General features: G+C 45.1%; 18 protein-coding genes. 3 read left to right on the top strand and 15 right to left on the bottom strand.

From position 1 onward, the window contains the following. Positions 1 to 25: 25 nt before the first annotated feature. A complete protein-coding gene (locus tag GFS24_RS00375; RefSeq protein WP_153657590.1) occupies positions 26 to 1,414 on the top strand; it encodes a hypothetical protein in 1,389 nt (462 codons plus the stop codon). Positions 1,415 to 1,830: 416 nt separating this feature from the next. Here GFS24_RS00375 and GFS24_RS00365 read toward each other — a convergent pair whose 3' ends face one another. The 4 genes from GFS24_RS00365 to GFS24_RS00350 all read right to left on the bottom strand — a co-directional run bounded on the left by GFS24_RS00365 (position 1,831) and on the right by GFS24_RS00350 (position 7,883). Beyond that, complete coding sequence (locus tag GFS24_RS00365) at positions 1,831 to 4,215, bottom strand: TonB-dependent receptor (RefSeq protein WP_153657588.1); 2,385 nt, start codon at positions 4,213 to 4,215, stop codon at positions 1,831 to 1,833. Next, on the bottom strand, positions 4,212 to 5,594 hold the full coding sequence (locus GFS24_RS00360) for an HTTM domain-containing protein (RefSeq protein ID WP_216647333.1): 1,383 nt from the start codon (positions 5,592 to 5,594) through the stop codon (positions 4,212 to 4,214). The genes GFS24_RS00365 and GFS24_RS00360 overlap by 4 nt, the downstream gene beginning before the upstream one ends. Next, positions 5,581 to 6,690, bottom strand: a complete 1,110-nt coding sequence (locus GFS24_RS00355) for an imelysin family protein (RefSeq protein ID WP_173002919.1) — start codon at positions 6,688 to 6,690, stop codon at positions 5,581 to 5,583. The genes GFS24_RS00360 and GFS24_RS00355 overlap by 14 nt, the downstream gene beginning before the upstream one ends. Positions 6,691 to 6,797: 107 nt before the next feature. Further along, positions 6,798 to 7,883 (bottom strand): DUF4856 domain-containing protein, encoded by a 1,086-nt coding sequence (locus GFS24_RS00350; RefSeq protein WP_153657586.1) that lies wholly within the window; start codon positions 7,881 to 7,883, stop codon positions 6,798 to 6,800. 435 nt (positions 7,884 to 8,318) lie between these two features. Between GFS24_RS00350 and GFS24_RS00345 the strand changes: the two genes are divergently transcribed. Both GFS24_RS00345 and GFS24_RS00340 read left to right on the top strand, forming a co-directional pair. Then, a complete protein-coding gene (locus GFS24_RS00345) occupies positions 8,319 to 8,996 on the top strand; it encodes a response regulator transcription factor (RefSeq protein WP_153657585.1) in 678 nt (225 codons plus the stop codon). Then, a complete protein-coding gene (locus GFS24_RS00340) occupies positions 8,993 to 10,228 on the top strand; it encodes a HAMP domain-containing sensor histidine kinase (RefSeq protein WP_153657584.1) in 1,236 nt (411 codons plus the stop codon). Before GFS24_RS00345 ends, GFS24_RS00340 begins: the two co-directional genes overlap by 4 nt. 54 nt (positions 10,229 to 10,282) lie before the next feature. On the opposite strand, the gene GFS24_RS00335 is transcribed toward GFS24_RS00340, so the two are convergent. From GFS24_RS00335 to GFS24_RS00285, 11 genes are all read right to left on the bottom strand, one after another. Next, positions 10,283 to 11,266: a discoidin domain-containing protein gene (locus tag GFS24_RS00335; RefSeq protein ID WP_153657583.1), complete on the bottom strand. Its 984-nt coding sequence runs from the start codon at positions 11,264 to 11,266 to the stop codon at positions 10,283 to 10,285. 16 nt (positions 11,267 to 11,282) lie between these two features. After that, positions 11,283 to 12,977 carry a RagB/SusD family nutrient uptake outer membrane protein gene (locus GFS24_RS00330; RefSeq protein WP_153657582.1) on the bottom strand — a complete coding sequence of 565 codons (1,695 nt, stop codon included), beginning with the start codon at positions 12,975 to 12,977 and terminating at the stop codon, positions 11,283 to 11,285. A 25-nt stretch (positions 12,978 to 13,002) separates the two neighbouring features. After that, positions 13,003 to 16,440 carry a TonB-dependent receptor gene (locus GFS24_RS00325; protein ID WP_153657581.1) on the bottom strand — a complete coding sequence of 1,146 codons (3,438 nt, stop codon included), beginning with the start codon at positions 16,438 to 16,440 and terminating at the stop codon, positions 13,003 to 13,005. A 173-nt stretch (positions 16,441 to 16,613) separates the two neighbouring features. Next, positions 16,614 to 17,723, bottom strand: a complete 1,110-nt coding sequence (locus GFS24_RS00320) for a FecR family protein (protein WP_153657580.1) — start codon at positions 17,721 to 17,723, stop codon at positions 16,614 to 16,616. 114 nt (positions 17,724 to 17,837) lie between these two features. Then, positions 17,838 to 18,392 carry an RNA polymerase sigma-70 factor gene (locus GFS24_RS00315; RefSeq protein ID WP_153657579.1) on the bottom strand — a complete coding sequence of 185 codons (555 nt, stop codon included), beginning with the start codon at positions 18,390 to 18,392 and terminating at the stop codon, positions 17,838 to 17,840. A 126-nt stretch (positions 18,393 to 18,518) separates the two neighbouring features. Continuing rightward, positions 18,519 to 18,902 carry a DoxX family protein gene (locus GFS24_RS00310; RefSeq protein WP_153657578.1) on the bottom strand — a complete coding sequence of 128 codons (384 nt, stop codon included), beginning with the start codon at positions 18,900 to 18,902 and terminating at the stop codon, positions 18,519 to 18,521. A 68-nt stretch (positions 18,903 to 18,970) separates the two neighbouring features. Further along, positions 18,971 to 20,032 (bottom strand): NADH:flavin oxidoreductase, encoded by a 1,062-nt coding sequence (locus tag GFS24_RS00305; RefSeq protein WP_153657577.1) that lies wholly within the window; start codon positions 20,030 to 20,032, stop codon positions 18,971 to 18,973. A gap of 77 nt (positions 20,033 to 20,109) precedes the next feature. Then, on the bottom strand, positions 20,110 to 20,724 hold the full coding sequence (locus GFS24_RS00300; protein ID WP_153657576.1) for a hypothetical protein: 615 nt from the start codon (positions 20,722 to 20,724) through the stop codon (positions 20,110 to 20,112). 58 nt (positions 20,725 to 20,782) lie between these two features. Beyond that, on the bottom strand, positions 20,783 to 21,535 hold the full coding sequence (locus tag GFS24_RS00295; protein ID WP_153657575.1) for a hypothetical protein: 753 nt from the start codon (positions 21,533 to 21,535) through the stop codon (positions 20,783 to 20,785). Positions 21,536 to 21,607: 72 nt separating this feature from the next. After that, positions 21,608 to 22,600, bottom strand: a complete 993-nt coding sequence (gene rhuM, locus GFS24_RS00290; protein WP_153657574.1) for a virulence protein RhuM/Fic/DOC family protein — start codon at positions 22,598 to 22,600, stop codon at positions 21,608 to 21,610. Between the two features lie 79 nt (positions 22,601 to 22,679). Beyond that, the gene (locus GFS24_RS00285) at positions 22,680 to 23,246 is read right to left on the bottom strand and encodes a Crp/Fnr family transcriptional regulator (protein WP_173002918.1); all 567 of its coding nucleotides are present in this window, start codon (positions 23,244 to 23,246) and stop codon (positions 22,680 to 22,682) included. Positions 23,247 to 23,291 lie beyond the last annotated feature (45 nt).

Below are 23,291 nucleotides of genomic sequence, written 5' to 3'. Positions count from 1 at the left end.
AGGCGTTAATATAAACACGTTACACATGAATCGATTAATGCAACTCATCATTGCGCTATTGGTAATCGTAACCCTGTCTGTTACCCTGTTGCGATGCAACAACTCAAAACCCAAAGAAGAAAAGGAAGAAGAAACCGTATTGAATGGTGTTCAGATGAATCCATTTAAGAGTCACCGGGATTCTGTTCCTTCTACCTCTCAGTACAGTGGCCCGCTGTTCACACTGAGTCACAATTATCCGGAAGCGGCATTACCGCCTTTTGTAAACCCACCCTGGCAGCAGGCTTTAAACGGACAACCTTTATCCACTGCCAATGCATTAACCTACGTGGAAGCGATCAAAAGTTTTGTTTCGCCCACTATTACGCAATTCCTTTACAATCACAACAGCTTTAATGCGGACAGTTCCGGATGGTTCCAGGAGCCCTGGACGGGGAGTCAGCGGGAGGCTATCATGGGTACCTATGTGGGTTCCGGTTTCGGTCCGGGGACCTTTACCAGCCTGGATAGCAACATGACCACTTATGTACTTACCTTCTATGATCAGCGTGCAGCCAATACGCTGTATAATATCTGGGGCAAATCCGCAGAGCAGGTGAACCTGAAAAATAATGCGGGGCAATTTCAGCAAGGGAGTGTGATCGTAAAATTTGCTTTCACTACGGCTAATTATCCGCAATGGAAAGAAATGGAAAATGCATTGACCTTTCCTATCTATGATACGGGCACTGCGTATACAGATCCTGTATATAAAGTGCGCAATGTTAGTTTCTTTCAGTTTGATATGATCGTGAAAGACACGGTGAATGCGCCTAATACAGGCTGGGTGTTCTCTACCCTCGTTTATGATAAACATGCTCCGGGTAAAACTGTCTGGGATAAAATGGTGCCTTTGGGAGCTATGTGGGGTAATGATCCTGAAGCCAACAGTACCAAAAATCCTGGTCAGGCACTTAAGGAAAGTGTGATCAATACAAAGGCGCCTGTTTATAGCCGGCAGACGTTGGGTTGGGGAGACCGGCTGAGCGGGCCTAATGATGGGGCTGTGATCCCTATTGCCAGGGCGGAGGGTAAAGTATATATGAATCTCAAAGGGTCTGCCTGTATGAGTTGCCATCTTACGGCGCAGGATGCGTTTAAATCCTTTTTGTTGCCGGCTCCTTTTCCTACTACCAATTCAGATACTTTAACGGTGTTTGAGCCGGGTGGGAAGGAATGGGTGCGTTGGTTCAGGAATCTTGAGGGGGATGTGGCGTTTGATGCCGGGCAAACGGGATTGGATTTTGATATGGTGACGGCGTTTAAATCGATACCTGCTTTTAATAGTGCGCGGCTTTCTGTGCAGGAGAAGCAGAAGTTGGATGCGGCGGAGTTGTATAGGCAGCGGCCGCATAATAAATATAACGGAAGATAATCCCCGCTTATGAATAAGAAACCCTTGCAGGCAGAGTGCTTGCAAGGGTTTTGTTTTTTTGTATGGCGTTTGCCGCGCTGCAAAGGGCGGAGTTTTTTTCTTTTTACAAGCTTACAAAGAGTGGAGTTTTTTTTTGATGAAAAAGACCCGGAGGGTCTTTCTTCTTTTTGGTATAAAAAAGACTCTCCTAAGCACGTAGCTTACAAAGGGCGAAGGATTCTTTTCTTTTGATAAAAAAGATGCGAAGCATCTTTCTCTTTTTGGCAAAAAAAGGCCTTCCTAAGCACGTAGCTTACAAAGGGCGGAGGATTCTTTTCTTTTGATAAAAAAGATGCGGAGCATCTTTCTCTTTTTGGCAAAAAAAAGACCCTCCTAAGCACGTAGCCTACGAGGGTCTTTGGGGGACATTGATCCCTTTATAATTTAAACTGCAACGTTACATACAAATTCCTTTTATCTGCCGGGATGATGCCCGGGCCGGGATATCCGTCTGCGCGGCGGGTGAAGTATTTTTCATTTGCCAGATTGTTGATGCCGGTGTAGATGGTGAATTTGCGCCAGTTGTAGCTGAGGCTCAGGTCCATTACGCTGAAGGCGGGGACAGCGCCATCTACTGCTGTGGGTGTTTCTTCTGTGTTGGTGGCGTCTGAGTATTGTTTTGCCTGGTAAGAGTACTGGTAGGTGATGTTGAATCTTGGACTGCCAAAAGATAACCCTGTACGCACTAAAACAGGTGGTACGTTTTCTACTAGTTTATCTGCAATAGCGGTGTTCTTTGTATTGATGTAACGGGCATCTATGAGAGAGAGGTTCGTGTATACATTCAGTTTATACTTTGATCTTCCCTGGGTGATCGCTTTGAGGATATCTCCTTCGAGTAAGGTCTCCAGGCCATAATTCCTGCTGTCTGCTACGTTGGTGCGCAGGCGGTAGGTCATGAAGCTGGTGTCGCGGGTAAAGATAGAACCGATGCGGCCATTGTATTTCAGGTAGAAGAGGCTTACATCGATGTATAACCAGTTCTTGTAAGTGCCCCTGAAACCAAGGTCTATGTTGTATCCATCTTCATCCTTCAGGTTGGGATCTACTTTTGAATTGGCATTTACCACCCGGATATCGTTGAAGTTGATGGAACGGTAATTCTGGGAGATGTTGGCATATACTTCTGTTCCGTTGTTGAACTTCCAGGAAGTACCCACACCCAGTAAAGTGAAGGAACGCGGGTTAGCCCTTTTTTCTTCTATCCTTTCGCTGGGGATGAAGATGTTCAGCTTGTAGTAATAACCTTCTGATTTGGTATTGATGTGTTCAAAACGGATACCGGGTGTAACACTCCAGTGTTTGTTGATCTGGAAGATGTTCTCTGCAAAGGCGGCGATATTGGTGCCGGGGAATTTAAAACCGGAGAGGTCTGGTTCTGCGCCATTGAAAACAAAGTCGTCTCCGCTGCCGTCATTGCCACTCCCCTGCTTCCGTTTAGTGAGGCCTCTATAGACACGTGTACCTACCAGTATAGTACTGCGTTGGTCTTTGATGAATTTGTACTGATGGATAAAACGCAGCTCTGAACCAAAGTTGCTGTAACGGTCGGACATGAAGTCCCTGTTTCCCCCATTATCCGGCCGGTTAATGTACGATAATATCCCTAAGGCATCTCTGCCTCCCTGAAGCGTGTAATTGCGCCAATTGAGGCGCGTATACGCATTAAATGCATAATCCATGTTCAGGCTGATCAGGTTCCAGTCTACTTTAAACCAGTTCCTGGCCCTTACGGATACGGAGGCATCTTCTTTGAATTGTGCATCTGTTAATCCACCTGGCTGTTGGGCAAGGTATTTCATTAAAGTATACTCTCCGGTGATCTTAAATTTAGGGGTTACATCGTATGCCAGGTGTATATAGGCATTATGCTGATCGTAGTGACTATTCGGGCGCCAGTCGTCTCCTTTTTTGAACTGGTAGAAAGCGTAGTAGTTCAATTTATTTTTAGCGATTGTGCCGCCTACGCTGTTAAAGGAATTGAAGAAACCGTAAGAGCCAAGGGTTTGTCTTGTGGTGAGCTCGAAAGGTTTTGCCTTAGGGCCTTCTTTCATCACAAAATTGATAAGGCCGCCAAACTGCGGGCCATATTGTAAACTGGCTGCACCGCGGGTGATCTCTATCCTTTCAATGGCTTCAGAAGAAGGGCTGTAATAACTCTCCGGATAACCCAGGGCATCTGCGCTGATATCATATCCATCCTGGCGGATATTGAAGTTGGAAGAACGGTTAGGACTCAGGCCGCGTCCTCCGATACCCAGCTGCAGGCCACCTCTGTCATATTCCCAGATATTTAAACCGGGTATACGTGCATAGATCTGGCGGGTATTATTGGTAGCCAGGTTAGCATTGATATGGCGCATATTGATGACCTCTGTTTTCTTTCCCGCGTTAATAGTGGTGCCGGAAATATCTTTCAGCATACCGGATACGGATTCACTCCTTTTTCCGGTGACCACTACATCTGAGAGGGTGATGTTCTTTAACAGGTTGATATCTGCTGTCACATGTTTATCTGTGATCAAGATGGTCTCTTCATGTTCACCGATCTTTAGGGTGTAGGTGCCGGGGCTCAGCTTTGTGAACCGGAAGAATCCATTCTCATCACTTAACTTCTGCTGGGAGCCGGGCTGTAATATTACAGTTGCATGCACAACAGGTTCATCACCGCGGCGTACGGAGCCATTAATATTATATTGTGCGTATGATATTACACTCATCCCGCACATCATCATTATCATCAGTAATTGTAACTTTCTCATTTATCTTGTTTGCTATAGGGTAAAACCCAATTGTAATGCTTCCATGAAACCGGCTCTGCAGCCAGGTTTGCTGTTGTATCTATAAAAAGTTTAGAGCGCTCTCCGTTAAGGGATACATAGATCTCTCCATATACCTGCGGGCTGACCAGTCCGCGTGTTTTGTAAGTGGCTGCCAGGTGGTGTGCATATTTCAGGATCAGGTCCGGTTGTGTACACATCATTTTTTCCTGCAGGGGTGTTAAGAATTCTGCATTGTTCACTTCAATAGTATGCGCTTTATCCTTTACGGTAAAGTAGGCAGAACCAGCCTTCTCCATCAGCATCACGCGCCAGGAGAAACGGTAACCTTCTTCATGCCAGAAGAGGTGACCGGGATATAATAAAAATCTTAAGGGGATCACCAGTTGCAGGAAGATGTAAATGGCGATCAGAACGGATGGAGTATATTTAAAACGGTACGTTGTTTCATCCACACTGTGATCATAGAACGGGAAGAACCGTTGTAATCTTTCATGGAATTCTCCGGAGAAGAAGATGAGGCTGCAGGCGATCATCACATAAGGGAACATGCCGATGCCGGGGAAGAAAATAGCGGTGGCAATATGAAAGATGACCACTACCCCGTATGCATAAGGGCGGGTTTTCCTGTTTATCAAAAAGAACACAATAAACAGATCGTATACAGCACCGAACCAGGAGAAAAGATAGGCTACCCATGTTTTGTACATGAATACTCCTACGATGGGCAAATGTGTTTTAGCGGGTAACCACGTGCGCATGGGTTGTGCATCCAATAACCAATCAGGATCCAGTTTTGCGAGGCCGGCAAAGATGTACACGATGGCCATCTGGAAACGGAGAATGCCAATGGTCCAGGCCGGAACCAGCTTCCTTCTTTTCTCCGGTTGCAGTAATACATCCAGCGAATAATCCCGGTTAGCAGGCAGCCAGATCATCAGGAAAGCGACGAGGGTGATAAAGTAGTAATGATTGAGATAGGTGGTTACATCCAGCAGCTCCACATAGGTAAAGCCGATAAAAAAGATCACGGTTGCTATCCTATAAAACAATCCCAGTGTAATGAGCAGGGCGGCTATGATGATGGTGAGGAAGAGTAAATGCATCCCTAAGTCTCCCAAAGGATGCACCCACTCAAATCCCATATAAGTGAAATGAAATTGAGGTGTTACATAAACCGAAGTGATCCATCCGCGGTACCAGAAACGGATGAGGCTTAAGAACATTAATAAGCCAAATACGATCCGGAAGGTGATCAGTGGGGCAATGGAAACGTTTTGCCGGGAGGATGCGAAAAGTGCAGCACCCCGGTTGGTGATTGATCCAAAAGAAAAGAAACCTTCTGACTTAGTCCCCATCATTATCTACGTAAGAGATCTGAACAGCGGTGGCAGATGCAACATCTGTTTTCAATAAAGTAAGCAGTTTCTGTATTTCCTTATAAGCGGCTTCTACTGCAGCAGCTTGTGTAGTAAGGGATGTAGATAAAGGATCAGGAATAGCGCTGAGTTTTGTGGATACCAGATCGAATTGCGTCAGTACATCTGTGTTCAACTGTGTTTTATTCAGGGCTACCAGGTAATCAGAAAGTCCCTTTCCACTACCGCCGCCGGTGTATGTTTTCTTTAGAGCGTTGATGTTTTCTACCGCCAGGGCTACGGAATTACCTGTAAAGTAGGCTTCTACTTTAGTGGCAAATACGATCCCGTTGGATTGTTTACCAAAGGGCCATCCGGTGCGGGGGCCTTTGAGCAGGTCCATCTGGTAGGCCATCTGGTTCACCATGTTAGCAATGGGGCTGCCCGAATTGGTTTTAGTGTTGCTGATAAATTCTGCACGATAGGTACCCCAGCTGGTAATGATGCCATCTGTGAGTCCTTTTAAGCGGGTCACTACATCTTTTACATACTTCACGCGAGCCGCGGTGTTAGTGCCAAATTTAGCAATAGCATTCGGGCCGAAGTAGAGGTAATTAAGTGCAGGAAACCCTTGTGAATAGAAGGAAGCCCTGTCCATCGTGGCAAGGTTATAAGTACCGGTGCTGATGTTCTTTTCAATGTTCACACTGTCTATTGAAAAACCGGTGAGTTCACCTGCTGTATTAAAGTTATAATTCAGGTTACCGGAAAAGTTTGCGAATACATCCAGCAGTACGACTTCCGCAGGACCGAAGTGAAAAGAAGTGATCCTTTCATATTGCAACTGCGCATCTATATATGCTGTTTTAAGCGTAGCCTGTGTTGCAATTGTTGGTGCAGCGAGGAAAGCATCCGAAGCTGTCTGCAATACCTGTAACTTCTGTTGCAGGGCAGTGTAGCCGGGAATGATCAGATTGTCCGCATAATTGGTGAGCATGGCCGTTTTATCAAAGGCATCGGGCGTTTCTCCTCCTTTGTCTGAGGACTTGCTGCAAGCACAGAATACTGCAACTGCTAGTACAAAAATGATTTTTTTCACATGGCCTGATTTAAACATTCATTAAATTGGAAAAGGAACTCCCTGCATTGACTGCTGAGAGTTCCTGGCAGTATGCCACTGCCTGGTATTTATTTTCAAAACGGATATTATAGTCCGTAGGTAGTTTTCAAGATGGTCTGCGCTTGTTTCAGATCGGTAAAACCAGCCTGACCTGTCAATGCATAAAAGTCTTTGTTCATGATACCTTCCAGGATGGCAAAGTTGGCAGCAGACAATTTGCTGTTAGCCGGCCTGTATTTGAACGCTTTCACAAAACCAAATCCTTCAGAGAGGGCATGTAATTGTGTAGCCGGACTACCTACCGCGTTAGATGCAGTTGGAGCTGTTACATATTCCAGTGCAGCAGCGGCGGCGAGTTGTTCCCATTTAGCCAGGATGATATCTACCTGTGCGTTACGAACATTTACATCATATCCTCCGATAGCAGCACGGCCTTTCAGGAAAGCACCGAAGATGATACCACCAGCCTGGATGCCTCTGCCTCTTTCACGGAGATAACCACCCCAATGTAAAGGTCTGTTTGGATCAGTATTAACATATGCAAGAGATGAGTCATAGTTAACCGGTACAGCCAGGTAACCAAATGCTTCGTCCCATGCCAGTTGTGCTGCGGCTGTATCTGTAGCTGACATTGATTTTACAGCTGTCAGTACTTCTACTGCTTTCTTGAAGAGGAAACCACTGAAAGTACCTTTCAAAAAGGTTTGGCCATATTCCATACCTCTTGGGCCTACGACGATCTTACCGGTGTTACGGGGAAGTATACCACCTGTACCTGCTACAGCGGGTGTTTGTGTGTTATAGATCAACACGCTGTCTGCAAATAATTTGTACAGCGTAGCGTCTGTTGTAAAGTCTTTAATATTAACGCCGGCCGCAGCATTGAGGCTGGCATCTGCAAATGGGTTATTTGTATTCGCCCACATGTTTGTCACTTTCGCCTGATCCAATGGCACAGTAGTAAGACCGGTATTAGCGGTTTTCAGATAAGTATCCAGTTCCAGCAGCATCTTTACACGCTGAGTGGATTTTGTATAGTTCGCGTTAGCAAATGAATAAGTAGTTGGAACCGTGTAAGGTTTCACAGGGACACCATTATCATCATCTTTACAGGAAGATACGGTTGCTACTGCTCCTAAAATTAATACGACTGCGTACAGTTTGTTTCTCATTCCTCTATTTTTTCACAAAGGTATCGTCTCCCTATCCCGGTATGTTTATGTAATCGGGAAAATCTAAAAGCGATGAAAAATTTCCGTTTACGACATGCCTCCCCTACCGAATTTACAATTTCATGATATAGAATGTGTGCATATAAAAAATTTACAATCCTATAGAACGCAGTCTGGCAAAGGATTTAAAAGAAACACATTCTCAGCATTACACAAACAAAAAAAGAATGCCATTACATACAAGAGCTTTTGTACGTATGGCATTCACCACAAAGATGAAGCATGATTCTAAAGAAATTCTAAAGGCTGCTTTTTTACAGCAGTATTTCGTTTCTGGATACGTAATTTTACTACCAGGGGTTGCCCGCAGATCTAAATTCTAAAGAAATTCTAAAGGAGTTCTAACAGGTCATTTTTATCTCATACATAAACCACATGAAATTATTGCTTATTGAGGACGAGCCCTTACTATTAGATGAGATGGAGAGTTATCTGGCAGAACAGGGGTACCGTTGTGAAAAGGCCACTACTTATAAGGAAGGGGAAGAAAAGATCACATTATATGAATATGATGTGGTGGTATTGGATATTACCCTCCCGGGTGGAAATGGGCTTACCCTGCTGGAATTGCTGAAAAGCCAGTTTAAGGATGCCGGGGTATTGATCATTTCCGCCAAGGATTCCCTGTCTGATAAAGTAGCTGGTTTAGGATTAGGGGCAGACGATTATATAACCAAACCCTTTCACCTGGAAGAACTCAATGCCCGCATCAATGCCCTGATGAGAAGAAGATCTTTCAGTGGTAATAACCGGATGAAAATAGATATGCTGGTAATAGATACTGCGGCACAGGAAGTACATTGGAAAGAACATCTCATCTCCCTCACTAAAAAAGAATACGAACTGCTGCTTTATTTCATTGTTAATAAGAACCGTGTAGTGAGTAAACAATCTATTGCAGAACATTTATGGGGAGATCATTATGATATGGCAGATAATTATGACACGGTATATGTACACACGATGAACCTTCGCAAAAAGATCATTGCCCACAGTGGTACTGATTACATCAAAACAGTTTACGGCATGGGGTATAAATTCATGGCGCCATGAAATTACTGCACAGAACTACGAGGGACTTCCTGCTGGCCACCATTGTTATTCTGCTGATCACCGGCGCAGGATTATATCTTTTTCTGCAGGATGAGGTAACTGCTGAAATGAATGAACAGCTGGCCTTACAGGCCGCCACGGTGAGCAGGCAACTGGAAGAAGGCAATGATGCACACTACCTTTTCACAGAGATCTCCAAAACAACAGACCCTGTGCGGCTGAACCCGGTATACGGCGATACACTGCTGTATGATCCTATCCAGAAAGTAACGGAAGATTATCACTACCTGGATATCGTTCAGAACATCCGTGGGGAAAACTATCACATCAAAGTGATGACCACCTACATCGGATGGGATGAATATTTCAAAATGATCTTTACCGCCCTGCTGGGCACAACCCTCCTGCTGGCGGTCTCCAGCGTATTGATCACTTATTTCACCAGCCGGAAGATATGGAAGCCTTTTTTCATGAACCTGGAAAGTATTAAGAACTACTCTGTAAGTGACAAGACTGCATTAAAACTATACGCCTCCCCTATTAAGGAATTTTCAGAGCTGGAAGTAACCCTGAAGGACATGACGGAGCGGAGCCAGCGGGAATACAAAGCTTTGCGGGAATTCACGGAGAATGCTTCTCATGAGATACAAACGCCCCTGGGCATCATTCAATCCAAACTGGACAGGATCAGCCAGCTGAGCGTAAGTGAAGAAATGGCGCGGCATATTACGCAGGCAAAATCGGGGGTGGACAGGTTGAAGAAGATGAACAAGAACCTCCTGTTATTAGCCAAACTGGATAACAATACTTTTGCGGATAAACAGATGGTTTGGTTTGATGATGTGATCAGCCAGCATCTGGAAACGATGGAGGAATTGTTTTCGGTGAAGGAAGTGGCAGTATCCACGCATATATTGCGCACGCCTGTGCTCTCAAATCCTTACTTAAGTGAAATACTGGTATCTAACCTGGTGTCTAATGCGCTGCGGTATACAGAAGAAGGGGGCATGATCAATATTATGCTTACTACTGATCAGTTCAGTGTATCCAATACGGGTGCGGAGCTGGATTTTCCGGCGGAGCTGTTGTTTGACAGGTTCAGGAAGAGTACGAAGAATATACAGTCTACAGGCCTGGGGCTGGCTATTGTGCAGCAGATCTGCCAGTTAAACAGCTGGAAGATCAGTTATCGTTATGCTGATCAACAGCATGTGTTTACGGTGAACTTTTAAAGAACACCGGCAGCCTTTCACTGCCGGTGCCTGTTTGTTGTGTTATCCTAGTCCTCAGAAAGCACTCACCTCAGCGAAGAAAGTAATATTGGTATTGCCATGCGTTGCAGTTACCGTTACTCTGAAATATCTGACAGTAAATGTCTGAGCAAAAAATACAGGTTGTTTGGCATTGATAGCGGCCAGCTGATAGGTACCGGCTGGTTGCCATGTTGTACCATCTGCACTCACTTCTACTACCACCGTTTTAGGCGCACCATTTGGTGCATTCTGCCGGGCAGTGAGGTAAAGGCCGGAAAGTGTCTGTGCTGTTTTCATATCTACAGCAATATGATGCGGTAATGGTGGTTCTCCCCCATCCCACTGTGTATGCCAGAATGTATTTAGCAAACCATCCAGTGCAAAGATGGCCCTTCCGTTATTGGGGCCTTCTCCGCTGGCTTCTTCTGAATCCACGTGGAGGATGGTCCAGGTGCTGCGGTTTATTTCTGCATATACGGGTGGCGTTACTTTCACTACAAAATAAGTCACTGCTTTTGCGTTGTTGAGCGCGAAACCGTCTGCGGATTCCAGTCTTACGGGGATCATATAATTATGCCCTTCCTGGATCAGTTTGGCATTGATGGCAAAACTGATGTTCTCACTGATGGTAGTGCCTTTTTTGATAACGGCCTGTTGTGTGGCAAATGAGAAGATATTGTCCGGTATCTTTTCAAAAACGGGCAGTGCTGCATTGGCACGGGCAGTATTGATGGAATCCCATTTGGTATAATCCAGTGCAAAACGCACGCTGATATCCCGTGGGGCAGATGAATACCCGGTGCCGGCAAAGAAAGCGTTCAGATCAAATGCGTAGGCGCTGTCTGATTGCAAAGGTGCCCGGCGGTTCACGGTGATATCTGTAAAGGTACTGGTGATGGCCTGTGACATGTAAACACGCACATCGCCATCTTTCTTACTGAAAGCGGTATCTTTCTTACAGGCAACGCCGGAAGAAATTACACCACCCAGGAGTATGTATAGGAATAACTTATTCATTGTTTCAATTTTAATGTTACCATCCCTGGTTCTGTGGTAACAGAGCGGGATTCAACGTTAATTCATTGTTAGGGATCGGGTACAGGTACATCTTATCGTTCCATGTTCTGGCGGCGATATTGGGATATACCCTGATGTAGTAATTCGCATCCACCTGTACATTGTTCACCTGGTTGGCAGGATATTGCGCTCTGAGTGCAGGTGTGAGTTTCATACCTAAAATAGTTTCTGCATTATTGATGAGCGCACCGGCTTTCCAGCGCAGCAGATCATCAAATCTGAAACCATCTCCTACTAACTCTATCCTTCTTTCTCTCCTGATCTCATCCAGTAATACGGGCAAGGTTGGGAAGATAGACTGCGGGTCTTTTACCAAAGCAGCAATTACCATATTGGCCATCCCTACCCGTTCCCTGATCTTGTTGATGGTTTTATCTATCACGGCCTGATCCGCTTCTCCCAGTTCTGCTTTTGCTTCTGCATAGTTCAGCAGTGTTTCCGCATACCTGAAAATAAACAGATCGATGGTGGATTGATTAGCGTTCCATTGCAGTGGGTCCGGGCTGTAATTCTTGATAGCGGCATAACCTGTTGCTACTCCCGGAATACGGGGTAACGTTACTACATCGCTGGTGCCGTTGGGATTATTGGTGATAGCGAATCCGCGGGTGGCTATGATCTGCGTAAAACGCGGATCGCGGTCTATCATTTCTTTGTCCAGTGTTTCATCTCCCTGGTATAAAGGGCTCAGTGCTGTTGGCACACCGTTTTTATCCAGGAAAGAGCGTACAAAGTTTTTGGTGAGTGCAGGCCATACATCGGAGATCTGGCGGGTAAGGTTATGCATGCTTACATCTTTGATGAAGCGCATAGCCATGATGTTCTCAGTATTACCTCTCAATTCTTCCTGGATGAACAGGTTGTAGTAATCCTTTGAGGGATTGCCTGTTTTATAGATGCTGTAACGGCCGCTGTTGATGAGCAACTCTGCAGCGTCTGCGGCAGCGCGCAGGTAAGGTTGTTCATCACCAAGGCCCTGGTATTTGCGGAAGGTACCTTCCCAGAGGCAGATCCTTGCTTTTAAGGCTAAGGCCACGTCTTTGGTGATCCTGCCGGCGAATTGTGCGTTGGTTGCTTCTGCTGCATTGGCTACGGCAAAGTTCAGATCAGCCAGTACGGAATCCATTACCTGTTTGTGTGGCTGGCGTGGTCCGAATAATACAGCGGTGGAAGTATCTGTAAGGTCTGTATTCAACCAGGGCACTGCGCCAAATCTTTTTACTTTTCCCCAGTAGAGTAAAGCCCTGAAGAAATGGCCTTCTGCGGCGTAATTATTCTTCAGTGTGGCGTCCATTTCTGCGCGGTTATAGCGTTGCAGGAAATAGTTCACATAACGGATATTGGTCCAGCCGAAATAACTCCAACCGGCAGCATTGTCGCTGGCATCCGATGCTGGTACAACAAATTCACCTGCCAGGAAAATATCGCGGTTGCTTTGTGCAAAGTTGTCTGAATTGGCTTCGCTGTTGCCACGTTGAATGGGCAAAGCATCATAAAAACGATTGAGGTATAATTTCAGATCGTTCTCATTCTTGAAAAAAGTGGGCTCACTGATGGCATCCTGCGGAAACCTGTCCAGGAAATCTTCCTTTTTACAGGCGCCCAGCAGTAAGATCCCTGCGAATATATATAAAGCGTGTATCGTCCTCATGATTAAACAATTTGATATAACAAAATTATAAGCCTATCTGAAGGCCAAAGGCCCATGAGCGGCTTAACGGATAAGTCTGGCCTCCCAGCAATTCAGGATCAAATGCTTTGTGCAGTTTAGTTATCTCAAACACGTTCTGCCCTGTTACATAAACTCTTACACGGGCAATCTTTGCTCTTGACAACAATGACTGTGGCAATGAATATCCGAGTGTCACCTGTTTTAATCGTGCGTAGGCTGCATTCTGTTTGTATTTTGTTTGTGTTTCCTGATCATACCAGGCGCCTATTTTGTTTACAGGATAATAAGCATCTCTGTTCTCCGGCGTCCAGGTATCTGTGTTGTGTTTTAATGGTACAGACCATTCGTCTACCAGGCCCCAGAAATAAGCACCCCCTAACCAATAGTCGCGCTTCAGGGTTCCCTGGAAAAATACGGTGGCATCAAAACCTTTGTAGTCTGCGCCGATGTTCAGCCCAAACTGGTAACGGGGATTGGTGTTGCCGATGATGCGTTTGTCTCCGGGATTTGTAGTTGTGTTGTCTCCTGCGTTAATAACACCATTCCCATCCAGATCCACGTAACGAATATCTCCCGGCAGCCAGTCCCCACCCCAGATCTCTTTTTGGGAAGCAGATTTGCTTACTTCATCTGCAGACTGGAAATATCCTGCTGTTGTATATCCCCATACATCTCCAAAAGTGAAACCTACATACTCATCATTTATCAGGCCTTTTGGATTGAGTCCATACTTTGTTATTTTAGAAATATTATCAGACAAGTTAAAGGCGACGTTGTAATGGAAATCTTTGGACAATTCATCTCTCCATGTCATATTCAGTTCCCATCCTTTCGTTTGCAGATCAGCTGCATTGGCAGAGGGGGGATTAGCGCCGAGGATACCAGGTTGTGCTCCTGATCCAACGATCAGATCTTTCACTGTTCTCACATAACGATCAAACACTATACCCAGCCTGTTTTTCAGGAAGGTTGCATCTATACCTATGTTCACGGTGTTTACTTTTTCCCAGGTAAACTGAGGGTTCACCAGATCAGGTGCGCCAACATAAGGGCTGGTGAGGTTATCGTTAAACACATAAGTGGTGTTGCCTATCGGCATGGTTGCAATGTATGGATACGTATTGTCTGTGAGCTGGTTGCCCAGTGTACCATATGATCCTCTTATTTTAAAGTCGTTCACTACATTGCTGAGTGGCGCAAAGAATTTCTCCTGCGATACACGCCAGCCTGCAGATACAGATGGTGCGAAGAGGTATCTGTTGCCTCTGCGGAAACGGGAAGTACCATCGTAACGGCCATTCACTTCCAGCAGGTATTTATCAGCATAGATATAATTCAAACGGAAGAATGAACCACTTACTGCCCATTCAGATTGTGCAGCGGCTAAGGTTGGATTCTTGTCGTTGTTCGGAACAAGACTTGGTAAGGTTGGATCTACCAGGTTCTTGGCGGTTACACCAAAACTCCTGTTCTGCTTCAACTCTTCGTTGTACCCTATCATGGCTTTCAGGTAATGTTTGCTACCAAAGGTATTTTGATATTCCGCGTAGGAATTGAGTGCATAATAACTATCGCTGCTATTGGTCTGAAAGAGGCGGCTGGGCGTTGTCCAGGGATAAGTTCCCAGTAATGCACCATTCGCACCGTATTCACTGAATGCTTTGTAATGTTGTGTTTTATTATAGAAGTAACCATTCCAGGTATAGTCTGTAACGATGCGTACATTTTTGATGGGCTTGATCACAAAACCACCTGTTAACCATACGTCGTTGATATCATATTTCTGGCGGCCATTCAGTTTCATTAATGCCACCATATTGGTATAGTTACCCTGGCCGGAGAAATGACCATCAGGATGTCTTACAGGCATCAACGGCGTAAGGTCTGTTGGCAGGAAAGACCATGTTTGCGAATCATCATTATTGAACTGTGTACCGTTAGGGCCATCCAATGCAGAATGGTTTAAACTTGCTTTGAAGTTAAGGTCCAGCCAGCTGGTAGTTTTATTCGTTAATCTTAAAGAAGCGTTGTAACGTTTGTATCGCTGATCTGCTTCTCTCAGCAAACCTTCCTGGTTAAAGTAACCAATGCTGGCGGCATAAGTGGTTTTTCCTTCACCACCGGAGAGGGAAATATTATGCTGCTGCTGTGGCTGATAACCGGGATATAATACATCTATCCAGTCTGTGTTCCCTACATAACGGTAGCGGTTAGGCCTGTCCGGATCTACATATACATCAGAATTATTAGCAGGGTCTGCCAGGAATTTTGCAGCCAGGATAGAATCCTGATCAGTATAATTATAACTGTTACCACCGGCTCTGCGTGCAGCATCGCGGAACATATTTATATAAGCGGAACCGCTGAGGTAATCAGGCATACGTGTTGGCCTGCTGATGGTATAGTTACCGGAATAGCTCACACTCAATCTGCCTTCTTTACCACTTTTGGTGGTGATAAGGATCACACCGTAAGCGGCCCTGCCACCATAAATGGCAGCGGAGGCAGCATCTTTCAGGATCGTTACATTTTCCACATCATCCGGGTTGATCAGGTTGGGGTCCATTACCACACCATCTACCAGCACCAATGGGCTGGCAGAATTGCCTAAACCTTCTGTAACACCCCTGAGATTAAAACTGGCGCCCTGGCCGGGAGCTCCATTGTTCAGGTTTACGTTCAATCCGGGTAATGTTCCCTGTAAACCTTGTGCAATGTTGGTGAGCGGCCGGCTTTCCAATGTTTTGGCAGATACGGTAGCTACAGCACCCGTGAGGTTAGCAGCTTTTTGCGTACCATATCCTACTACCACTACTTCGTTGAGGGAAGTATTATCTTCTTCCAACACAACATTCATGGGGCCGGAGGATACCTTCATTTCTCTTACGGCAAAGCCGATATATTTAAAGACGATGGCAGATGTATCACTCTTCACGGAGAGATTGAATGAACCGTCTTCTTTGGTAACGGTACCATTGCTGGTGCCTTTTTCCCATAAGCTTACACCAATGAGTGGCTGACCTGCAGCATCGGTTACTTTCCCGCGTGCCACTGTTTCTGCTTTGCTTGCAGTGGTGATCACTACCAGGTTATCGTCCACCAGTTTGTAACTGAGGGTGGTGTTCTTTAACAACAGATGCAGCGCTTCTGTCCAGGCTTTTTCTTTTACGGCAACATCTACCAGTGCTGCGTCCTGCAACATTTCGTCGTTGTACACAAAATGGATAGACGTTTGCTTTTCAATGGCCTTGAATGCTTTTTTCAGGGATATCTGTTTCAGATTGAGCGACACTTTTTCCTGCGCGCGCCCCATCAGAGCAAATGATTGTATGGAACACATACAAATAATAATGGCAGTCATTTTCATCATGAGCAGGAGCTTGACAAGTGGAATGACAGGTACCCTGGGCCTCGATCCCGGTCCTAGTCTGATTTTTTTCATACTTTTGGTGTTAGGTTGTTAAAAATGGCTTTCCCTTCCCTTAAACAGGGGTTAAGCCGTTAACGTTAGCAATTGCCTAAGGACAGGAGGATGTTAAGAGCATTCTCCTTCCTTTTTTTGATCTTAGTTGATAGTTTTAACTCATCATCATATATATAAACGTGAAATTGGTGCTAGTGTACGTAAACCGTGTCGTTTTCCTGCCTGTAGCTCAACTTGCCTGTTGCCTGTAACGCATTCAATACTTTTACCAGCGACTTTTTCCCGAATACACCGGTAAAACTGGTGGTGTAAAGACTCTCATTTTCCACCACTATTGTTATATTATACCATTTCTCTAATTTAGATGCCACCTTCCCAAACTCTTCTCCGTCAAATACCAGTTTGCCTTCTTTCCATGCAGCGTCCAGCAGTGTGCTATCCAATGGATCTACACGGATCTTGCTGAGTAATAAAATGGGGACTTCCGGTGTATCCAGGCTGTCTGTTATCCGCCTGGTGGCCAAAGGGCTGGTGCTGACCCTGTTGTGTACACTTAGTTTTTCGCCTGGTTTCAGCTGAATGGTATTACCGGGCTGATCGTCCAGTGTGATGGCTACGGACCCGCTGACCAGGGTGGTTTCTATATTTGCTTCGTCAGGATAGGACCGCAGGTTGAAAACGGTGCCCAGCACTTTTACTTTCAAGCCACCGGCCTGTATGGTAAATGGTTTATCCTGGTTCTTTGCTACTTTAAAATAAGCTTCCCCTATCAACTGTACGTTCCGTGCAGATTGATTAAAATCATCGTTATAAACGATCTTACTGTTGGCGTTCAGCCAAACTTCCGTTCCATCCGGTAAGGTGAGATAGGATTGAGACCCTTTTGGCGTTTTTACTTCGCGGCTGGCTACTTCACTTTTCTTTGCGGGCACAGCAAACCATAACCAGCCTCCCAGTACACATGCTATTAATACGGAAGCTGCCAGCAAAAGGTTTCTCCGCAACCTGCGTACAGGCCGTTCTTCTATGACATGCTCCTCAAACTGACCAGCTATCTGCATCCTCGCAAAATGTGCGGTGTATGCCTGCAGGGCTTCTGAGTCGTCTTCTTCCTCGTTTTCCTTATCGGGGAAGAGCTGTATATATAATGTGTACAGCTGTTCATCTTCATGGATAAGCTGTTGCAGCTCAGCCTTTTCAGGTTCGCTTGCACTTCCGGATAAGGTCCGGCTTACTAAATAATAAAAGCGTTCCTCCTGCATGATCACTAATAAGACAAGATCGGGGGAAGAACTCCCCAATGGAATGGAAAGTTTTTTTCAGGCGATGTTAGAGGAGAAGGACTCCCCAATGCGCAGGAAAGTTTTTCAGGCGATGTTAGAGGAGAAGGACTCCCCAATGCGCAGGAAAGTTTTTCAGGCGATGTTAGGGCGGTAGGATTTGAACACATCCGCCAGGCGGCGCATGGCAATATTCAGGTGGCGGTCCACTGTATTTTCGGAGATCTCCATGATGGAGGCCACTTCTTTATAGGAAAAGCTTTCTTCCCGGATCAGTTTATAGACCATCTGGCATTTAGGGGGTAGCTGGCGAATGGCTTTTGCAAAGTTATTCTTCAATTCCCGGCTGATGGTTACCTGTTCCGGTGTGAGGTAGGATACAAATGTATCGGGGGCAATGTTATCGATATCCCAGGTAGTGTAATTGCGGTTTTTGACGAGGTAGTTAATGGCAGCGTTCTTAACGGCTGTAAAGAGGTAAACTTTGAGATTGCGGATGCCGAGCAGGCCTTCTTTCATGGTCCATACTTTGAGCATGGCGTCAGAAACGATCTCTTCTGCCACCTCATTTTGCCGGACATACGTATCCGTAAACCGCACCAGCCCTTTGTAGAAATGAAGGAATAACTGTTTATAAGCCCCTTCATTGCGGAAAATGGCAACTTGTTCCTGTAGTAATATAATATCCATTAACGTTAGCTAATGCATAGTTACTAAGTTAGCGGGATATTGGCTAAGCTTTTTTTGCCTATTTGCGAGCGGATATTATCCTTTTGGGGGAATAAGCTGCCGGATCCTGAGATCCGGCAGCTTGGTCTATTTCTTTAAAGGAAGGAGTGCACGTACTTGCGGATCGCGTAAATATAAGCCGGCCCAGGTGAGGATGCCGAAAACTATGGCGAACCAGAAGGGGGCATTTACTCTTGCCATTACGGCTACTGCGCCACCGAGGTATGCAGTGGTGAGGATAGCGCCTAAAACGGCGGTTTTTGGAATGGCGTAGAGGATCGTGGAGATCAATAATGCGATACCGATTCCCATTACCATATTTTCCGGCCATTGGAGTGCTACGGACCCTTCAACGGAAACTTTTGCTTTTGCTACTTTCATAACGGCATCCACGAGATTGAAAAGTATAACCAGGATGCTGATGATCCTGCCTGTCCAAATGGCTGCTCCGGGTTTTTGCTGCGTTGTCATAATAGGTTTGTTTGATTGAGTACAAACTTACTTGCATTATTTGGGATGAAAGCGGGGAGAATCCGACATTATTGGGGGCCACTTGCGACAATGGGTTTACTCATCCAGCGTTCGTATGCGGTGATGGTTTCTTCCCTGTGCACTTTCAATGGCCAGTCCGGGTTGGCGAGCGCGCCTTTGGCGAGGGAAATAAGATCTGCATGTCCTTCTTCCAGTGCCCGTTTTGCAATGTTTACATCGTGCAAACCTCCATTTGCTATCACTGGTTTTCCGGTGATCTGTTTCGCTAAGCCGGTGAATGATTCTCCTGTTTCATAGAAACCTGTTCCTTCCCATGAACCGCCTTCACCTGAAATATGTATGTAGGAAGGGGCTGCTGTTTTTGCTTCTTCGAGGATAGCTTTTGCATCTTTTATGCCCCCCGGGAATCTGTGTTTCAGATTGTTCACTTTGCCTTCGGATAATCTCAGGCCGATGATGAAGTTTTCCGGCACCACTTCTTTTATAGCTGCAATGATCTCTGCTATGATGCGGAATTTGTTCTGTCCGTATGCATCTAACCGTTGGTTAGTATAATCTGTTAAGAACTGATCCAGCAGGTAACCATTTGCCGCGTGGATCTCTATTCCATCAAAACCAGCCTGTACGGCACGTTTAGCGGAGGCGGCATGTGTTATTACTACAGCTTCTATATCTGCAATGGTCATCTCTTTGGGTAATGGAAATGCACCATCTCCCCCACCGTAAGCACTCATCTTTTTGCCTAAGGGTTGGATAGCAGAAGGAGCCAACGTATGTTGCACATGTTGTGAGATGCCGCCACCATGCATTAGTTGTGCGATGAATAAAGTGCCATGGGCTTTTATCTTTGGTGTGAGTGTTGCCCAGGCTGCTGTTTGTTCTTTTGTAACGATGCCTGGCTGGTTAGGATAAGACTGGCTGGCGACGGTATCTGTATATAAACCTTCTGTGATGATGATGCCAAAACCTCCGCGGGCGAAAGTTTCATAATAATCAAACATGGCTTTTGTGGGAATGCCGTCCAGGGCTGTGCTTACCCGGCTCATGGGGGCGACTACTGTTCTGTTCTTTACCCTGCGTTCGTTTAGTTGGAATGTGTTGAAGATCATGGGGCAAAGTTGAGGTGTTTGCCGGCTTCATTCCAATGACATTTGGTAATAAATTGGTGTGATGCAGATCAATAACGCTACCTCCGCCTCAAGGAAATATTTTTATGCACCCACAGTGCTTCTTCCTCAGGGGGAATTGTATCAATTGTGTTACCCATTCTGCTAAAGGTAGATCCAACAGGATCATAGGGTTTGCTGTCATCAAAATAAGGACCTACAACACCCAGCATCCAGCCAGTTTTTGCAGCCCAATGGGGTTCGTGCATGCGGTATTTGAATACTTCATAGTGCACCTTGTGGCCCTCCTCATCAAAGTCGATCGTTACGCGTTTCACATGCTCCAGTTCATCGGGGATAGCATCCAGTTCTGTTGGGAACCGGAGCCATTTGGCCAGACTACCTTCTGCCCCCTTTATCAAAGTGTAGTATTCTTCAGGAAACAGATCCCTTTTACCCAAATGCTCCAATAATGCGAAAGTCAGCTCCCTGGTGTTCAGATCTTTTACATAGGGTAAAATATCCTGTTCATCAACAGCCTCACCGCTTTCCAGTTTCTCCTGTAATGGCCGGATGGCCTCCATTAGCTGGTCATTCAACTCCCTGTTCTGCTTATGCACTTTCACATAGCGGTAGAGAAGGAATGATACAACCAGGATAAGCAGAGCGGTGAGTACAATTGATAATACGGACATAGCGTAAATATAATCAAAAGGGCGCCTTCTCTATTGAGAAGACGCCCTTTTAATATTTTTAGTAGGAGAACATCCTTGTGTAAATGGCATATGGTGAGCTTGATACAAATTGAGCAAGCCTTTCACCACTGGCATAAGTATACGCAAAGGTGGTCTGCACACCTTCTACGGAAGAACTTGAGATCAGGTTATTATTGAAGTATGTTTCATGATTTGCCAGATCGCCTAAGCCCAGCGTATTGCGGGCATTCAGTAAGGACAAAGGTTTAAATGCATTCGGATAAGCGGAATAGGTAAAAGTTGTTTCGCCAAGAAGACCGCCTGCGGCATCATATTCCTTCATGTTGGTAATATTGCCATTTGTTACCACATAGGTATGATATCTCCACAAATTGAGCGCTGGTGAATTAGCATTGGTTTTGGAGTATTCACTCTTTTTTGAGAGAACACCGTTGGTGTATTCAAATACATATCGTTCTGAGTATTCGCCGGCTTCATAAAATATTTCTGTTAACTGGCCTGCGTCATTGTAGGTGAAGGTAGCGGGCTCCCATCCTTCATCCTGTACTGAAATAACTTTACCTGTGCTGTTGTATTCAACTTTCAATGTGTCAGCATAAACGCTGTCTATTATGCTGGTAATGCGGCTGCCGGCATCGTACTTTACGATGTAAACGGTATCATCGCCGGGAATAATACCTTGTCTCATTTTGAGGACCAGCGTGTTTAGTGGTTGATCTTTGTCTTTGCTGCAGGAGATCATAACGGCAGCAGCCAATAATAGTAAACTGCCTAAAACTCTTAATTTCATAGGTGTATGGGTTTATTTTCGGCAATATACATATTGTTTTTAATATAATATAAGCTATTTAGGTGGGAGGGGTTAATTATAACCATTGATAAGATTGACAACCACTTGGGTGATGATATCTTTCTCATCTGGTTTGCTTTCGGCAATCATCAATGTGAGTGCTACAAGCGCATTGTCTGCAATACGTTTGGTACCGTCTTCGCGATAAAGGAGGCTGTTCTTTTCGAGGAACCAGACAAACAGAAAAGCGGCAATCCGTTTGTTGCCATCGGAAAAGGAATGATTCTTGACTACGAAATACAACAGATGAGCAGCTTTTTCTTCAATGCTGGGGTATAGGTCATTTCCCCCGAAAGATTGATAGATCGTAGCGATTGAACTTCTGAACGATTCATCTTTTTCATTTCCGAACAACCTGCTGCCGCCGAATTTGTCTTTTAATCCCTGGATTGCTTTGATCGATTCTTCGTATGTAAAGGTGAATGACTGATCTTTGTGCGTTGCCTCAATGGTTAGGTTACGATGATCGTATTTGTCCAGAACATCCAGCGCATAGGTGTAATCGGCAATGACTTTTAGCAGGCCGCTTGCTTCATCAGAAGATAATTTTTGCGCACCTGACACATTACCCATCAGGCGCACAGTTTGCTTAAGTGCTTCAAACTGCCGGGTTTGCTCATACAAGCGTTTTTCGTTCACGACAAATCCCCGAACCAGGTATTGTTTGAGAATTTTGTTAGCCCAGATGCGGAACTGTGTACCACGTATAGAATTTACACGATAACCAATAGATATGATCATATCAAGATTATAGTGGGATATATTACGGTTGATCCTCCTTTTTCCCTCTGTTTGAACTTGTGCAATTTTTGCACAAGTTGTTTCTTCAGATAACTCGGAGGATTTATATATATTTTTAATGTGTTTTGTAATAGATGTTCTGTCTGTTTGAAAAAGATCTGAAATTTTTTCCTGATCCAGCCAAACCGTATCATGATCCAAAATAACATCTATCGATGTTTCACCATCCGGTGTCTGATAAATAATAATTTGATTATTTTCCATTATCGTTCTCTTGCTCTTGTAATAAAGTTAACGCATCGATAATTGGCAACTCGTTAAAATTTAGCAAATCTTGCAGTAATTACTTCCTGCTCCTTAACCTGCTCAAAGTTTCCCTCGTAATCCCTAAATACGCAGCTATCTGATGTTGCGGCAAACGTTGTTCTAAAAAAGGATAACGTGTAATGAACTCCTGGTATCTTTCCATGGCAGGTTTCTGGAGGAAGAGGATCCTTCTTTGCAATGCAATGAATGCGCGTTGGGAGATGATGCGGTAGTAACGTTCCACGGCAGGTATTTCATTGAATAATTCGTCCAGCTTTTGTTTATCAATTTGTAACACTTCACCTCCTTCCAGTACATCGATGTTGAATAACGAAGGCTGTTGTGTGAGCATGCTATCCAGGTCTGTGATCCACCATCCCTCAATACTGAATTGCAACACGTTCTCTTTTCCTTCTGCATCTACTTCAAACTGCCGGCAGCAACCTTTCAGGATAAAATATTCATATTTGCATACCTGGCCTTCCTGCAACAGGTACTGGTGTTTGCGGGTGCGTAAGGATTGAAAGAAGGAAGGCAAACGCTGTTGCTCCTTTTCGGTCAGTGATACGTGCTGTAAGATGCTATCCATTAACAAACCGGGCATCGCGTGGATTTTGTAACAAAGAAACATTATTTCCTGATATTTGTA

The sequence above is a fragment of the Chitinophaga sp. SYP-B3965 genome (assembly GCF_009647655.1).
Taxonomy (GTDB): Bacteria; Bacteroidota; Bacteroidia; order Chitinophagales; family Chitinophagaceae; genus Chitinophaga.
This window is presented reverse-complemented; position numbering and strand designations above follow the sequence as displayed.

Bases quoted from the DNA above. Each gene is read 5' to 3' on its own strand.
- GFS24_RS00310 (WP_153657578.1), bottom strand. From the start codon at position 18,902: ATGACAACGCAGCAAAAACCCGGAGCAGCCATTTGGACAGGCAGGATC.
- GFS24_RS00300 (WP_153657576.1), bottom strand. From the start codon at position 20,724: ATGTCCGTATTATCAATTGTACTCACCGCTCTGCTTATCCTGGTTGTA.
- GFS24_RS00360 (WP_216647333.1), bottom strand. From the start codon at position 5,594: ATGATGGGGACTAAGTCAGAAGGTTTCTTTTCTTTTGGATCAATCACC.
- GFS24_RS00325 (WP_153657581.1), bottom strand. From the start codon at position 16,440: ATGAAAAAAATCAGACTAGGACCGGGATCGAGGCCCAGGGTACCTGTC.
- GFS24_RS00350 (WP_153657586.1), bottom strand. From the start codon at position 7,883: ATGAGAAACAAACTGTACGCAGTCGTATTAATTTTAGGAGCAGTAGCA.
- GFS24_RS00330 (WP_153657582.1), bottom strand. From the start codon at position 12,977: ATGAGGACGATACACGCTTTATATATATTCGCAGGGATCTTACTGCTG.
- GFS24_RS00305 (WP_153657577.1), bottom strand. From the start codon at position 20,032: ATGATCTTCAACACATTCCAACTAAACGAACGCAGGGTAAAGAACAGA.
- GFS24_RS00335 (WP_153657583.1), bottom strand. From the start codon at position 11,266: ATGAATAAGTTATTCCTATACATACTCCTGGGTGGTGTAATTTCTTCC.
- GFS24_RS00315 (WP_153657579.1), bottom strand. From the start codon at position 18,392: ATGGATATTATATTACTACAGGAACAAGTTGCCATTTTCCGCAATGAA.
- rhuM (WP_153657574.1), bottom strand. From the start codon at position 22,600: ATGGAAAATAATCAAATTATTATTTATCAGACACCGGATGGTGAAACA.
- GFS24_RS00285 (WP_173002918.1), bottom strand. From the start codon at position 23,246: ATGCCCGGTTTGTTAATGGATAGCATCTTACAGCACGTATCACTGACC.
- GFS24_RS00295 (WP_153657575.1), bottom strand. From the start codon at position 21,535: ATGAAATTAAGAGTTTTAGGCAGTTTACTATTATTGGCTGCTGCCGTT.
- GFS24_RS00340 (WP_153657584.1), top strand. From the start codon at position 8,993: ATGAAATTACTGCACAGAACTACGAGGGACTTCCTGCTGGCCACCATT.
- GFS24_RS00375 (WP_153657590.1), top strand. From the start codon at position 26: ATGAATCGATTAATGCAACTCATCATTGCGCTATTGGTAATCGTAACC.
- GFS24_RS00345 (WP_153657585.1), top strand. From the start codon at position 8,319: ATGAAATTATTGCTTATTGAGGACGAGCCCTTACTATTAGATGAGATG.
- GFS24_RS00365 (WP_153657588.1), bottom strand. From the start codon at position 4,215: ATGAGAAAGTTACAATTACTGATGATAATGATGATGTGCGGGATGAGT.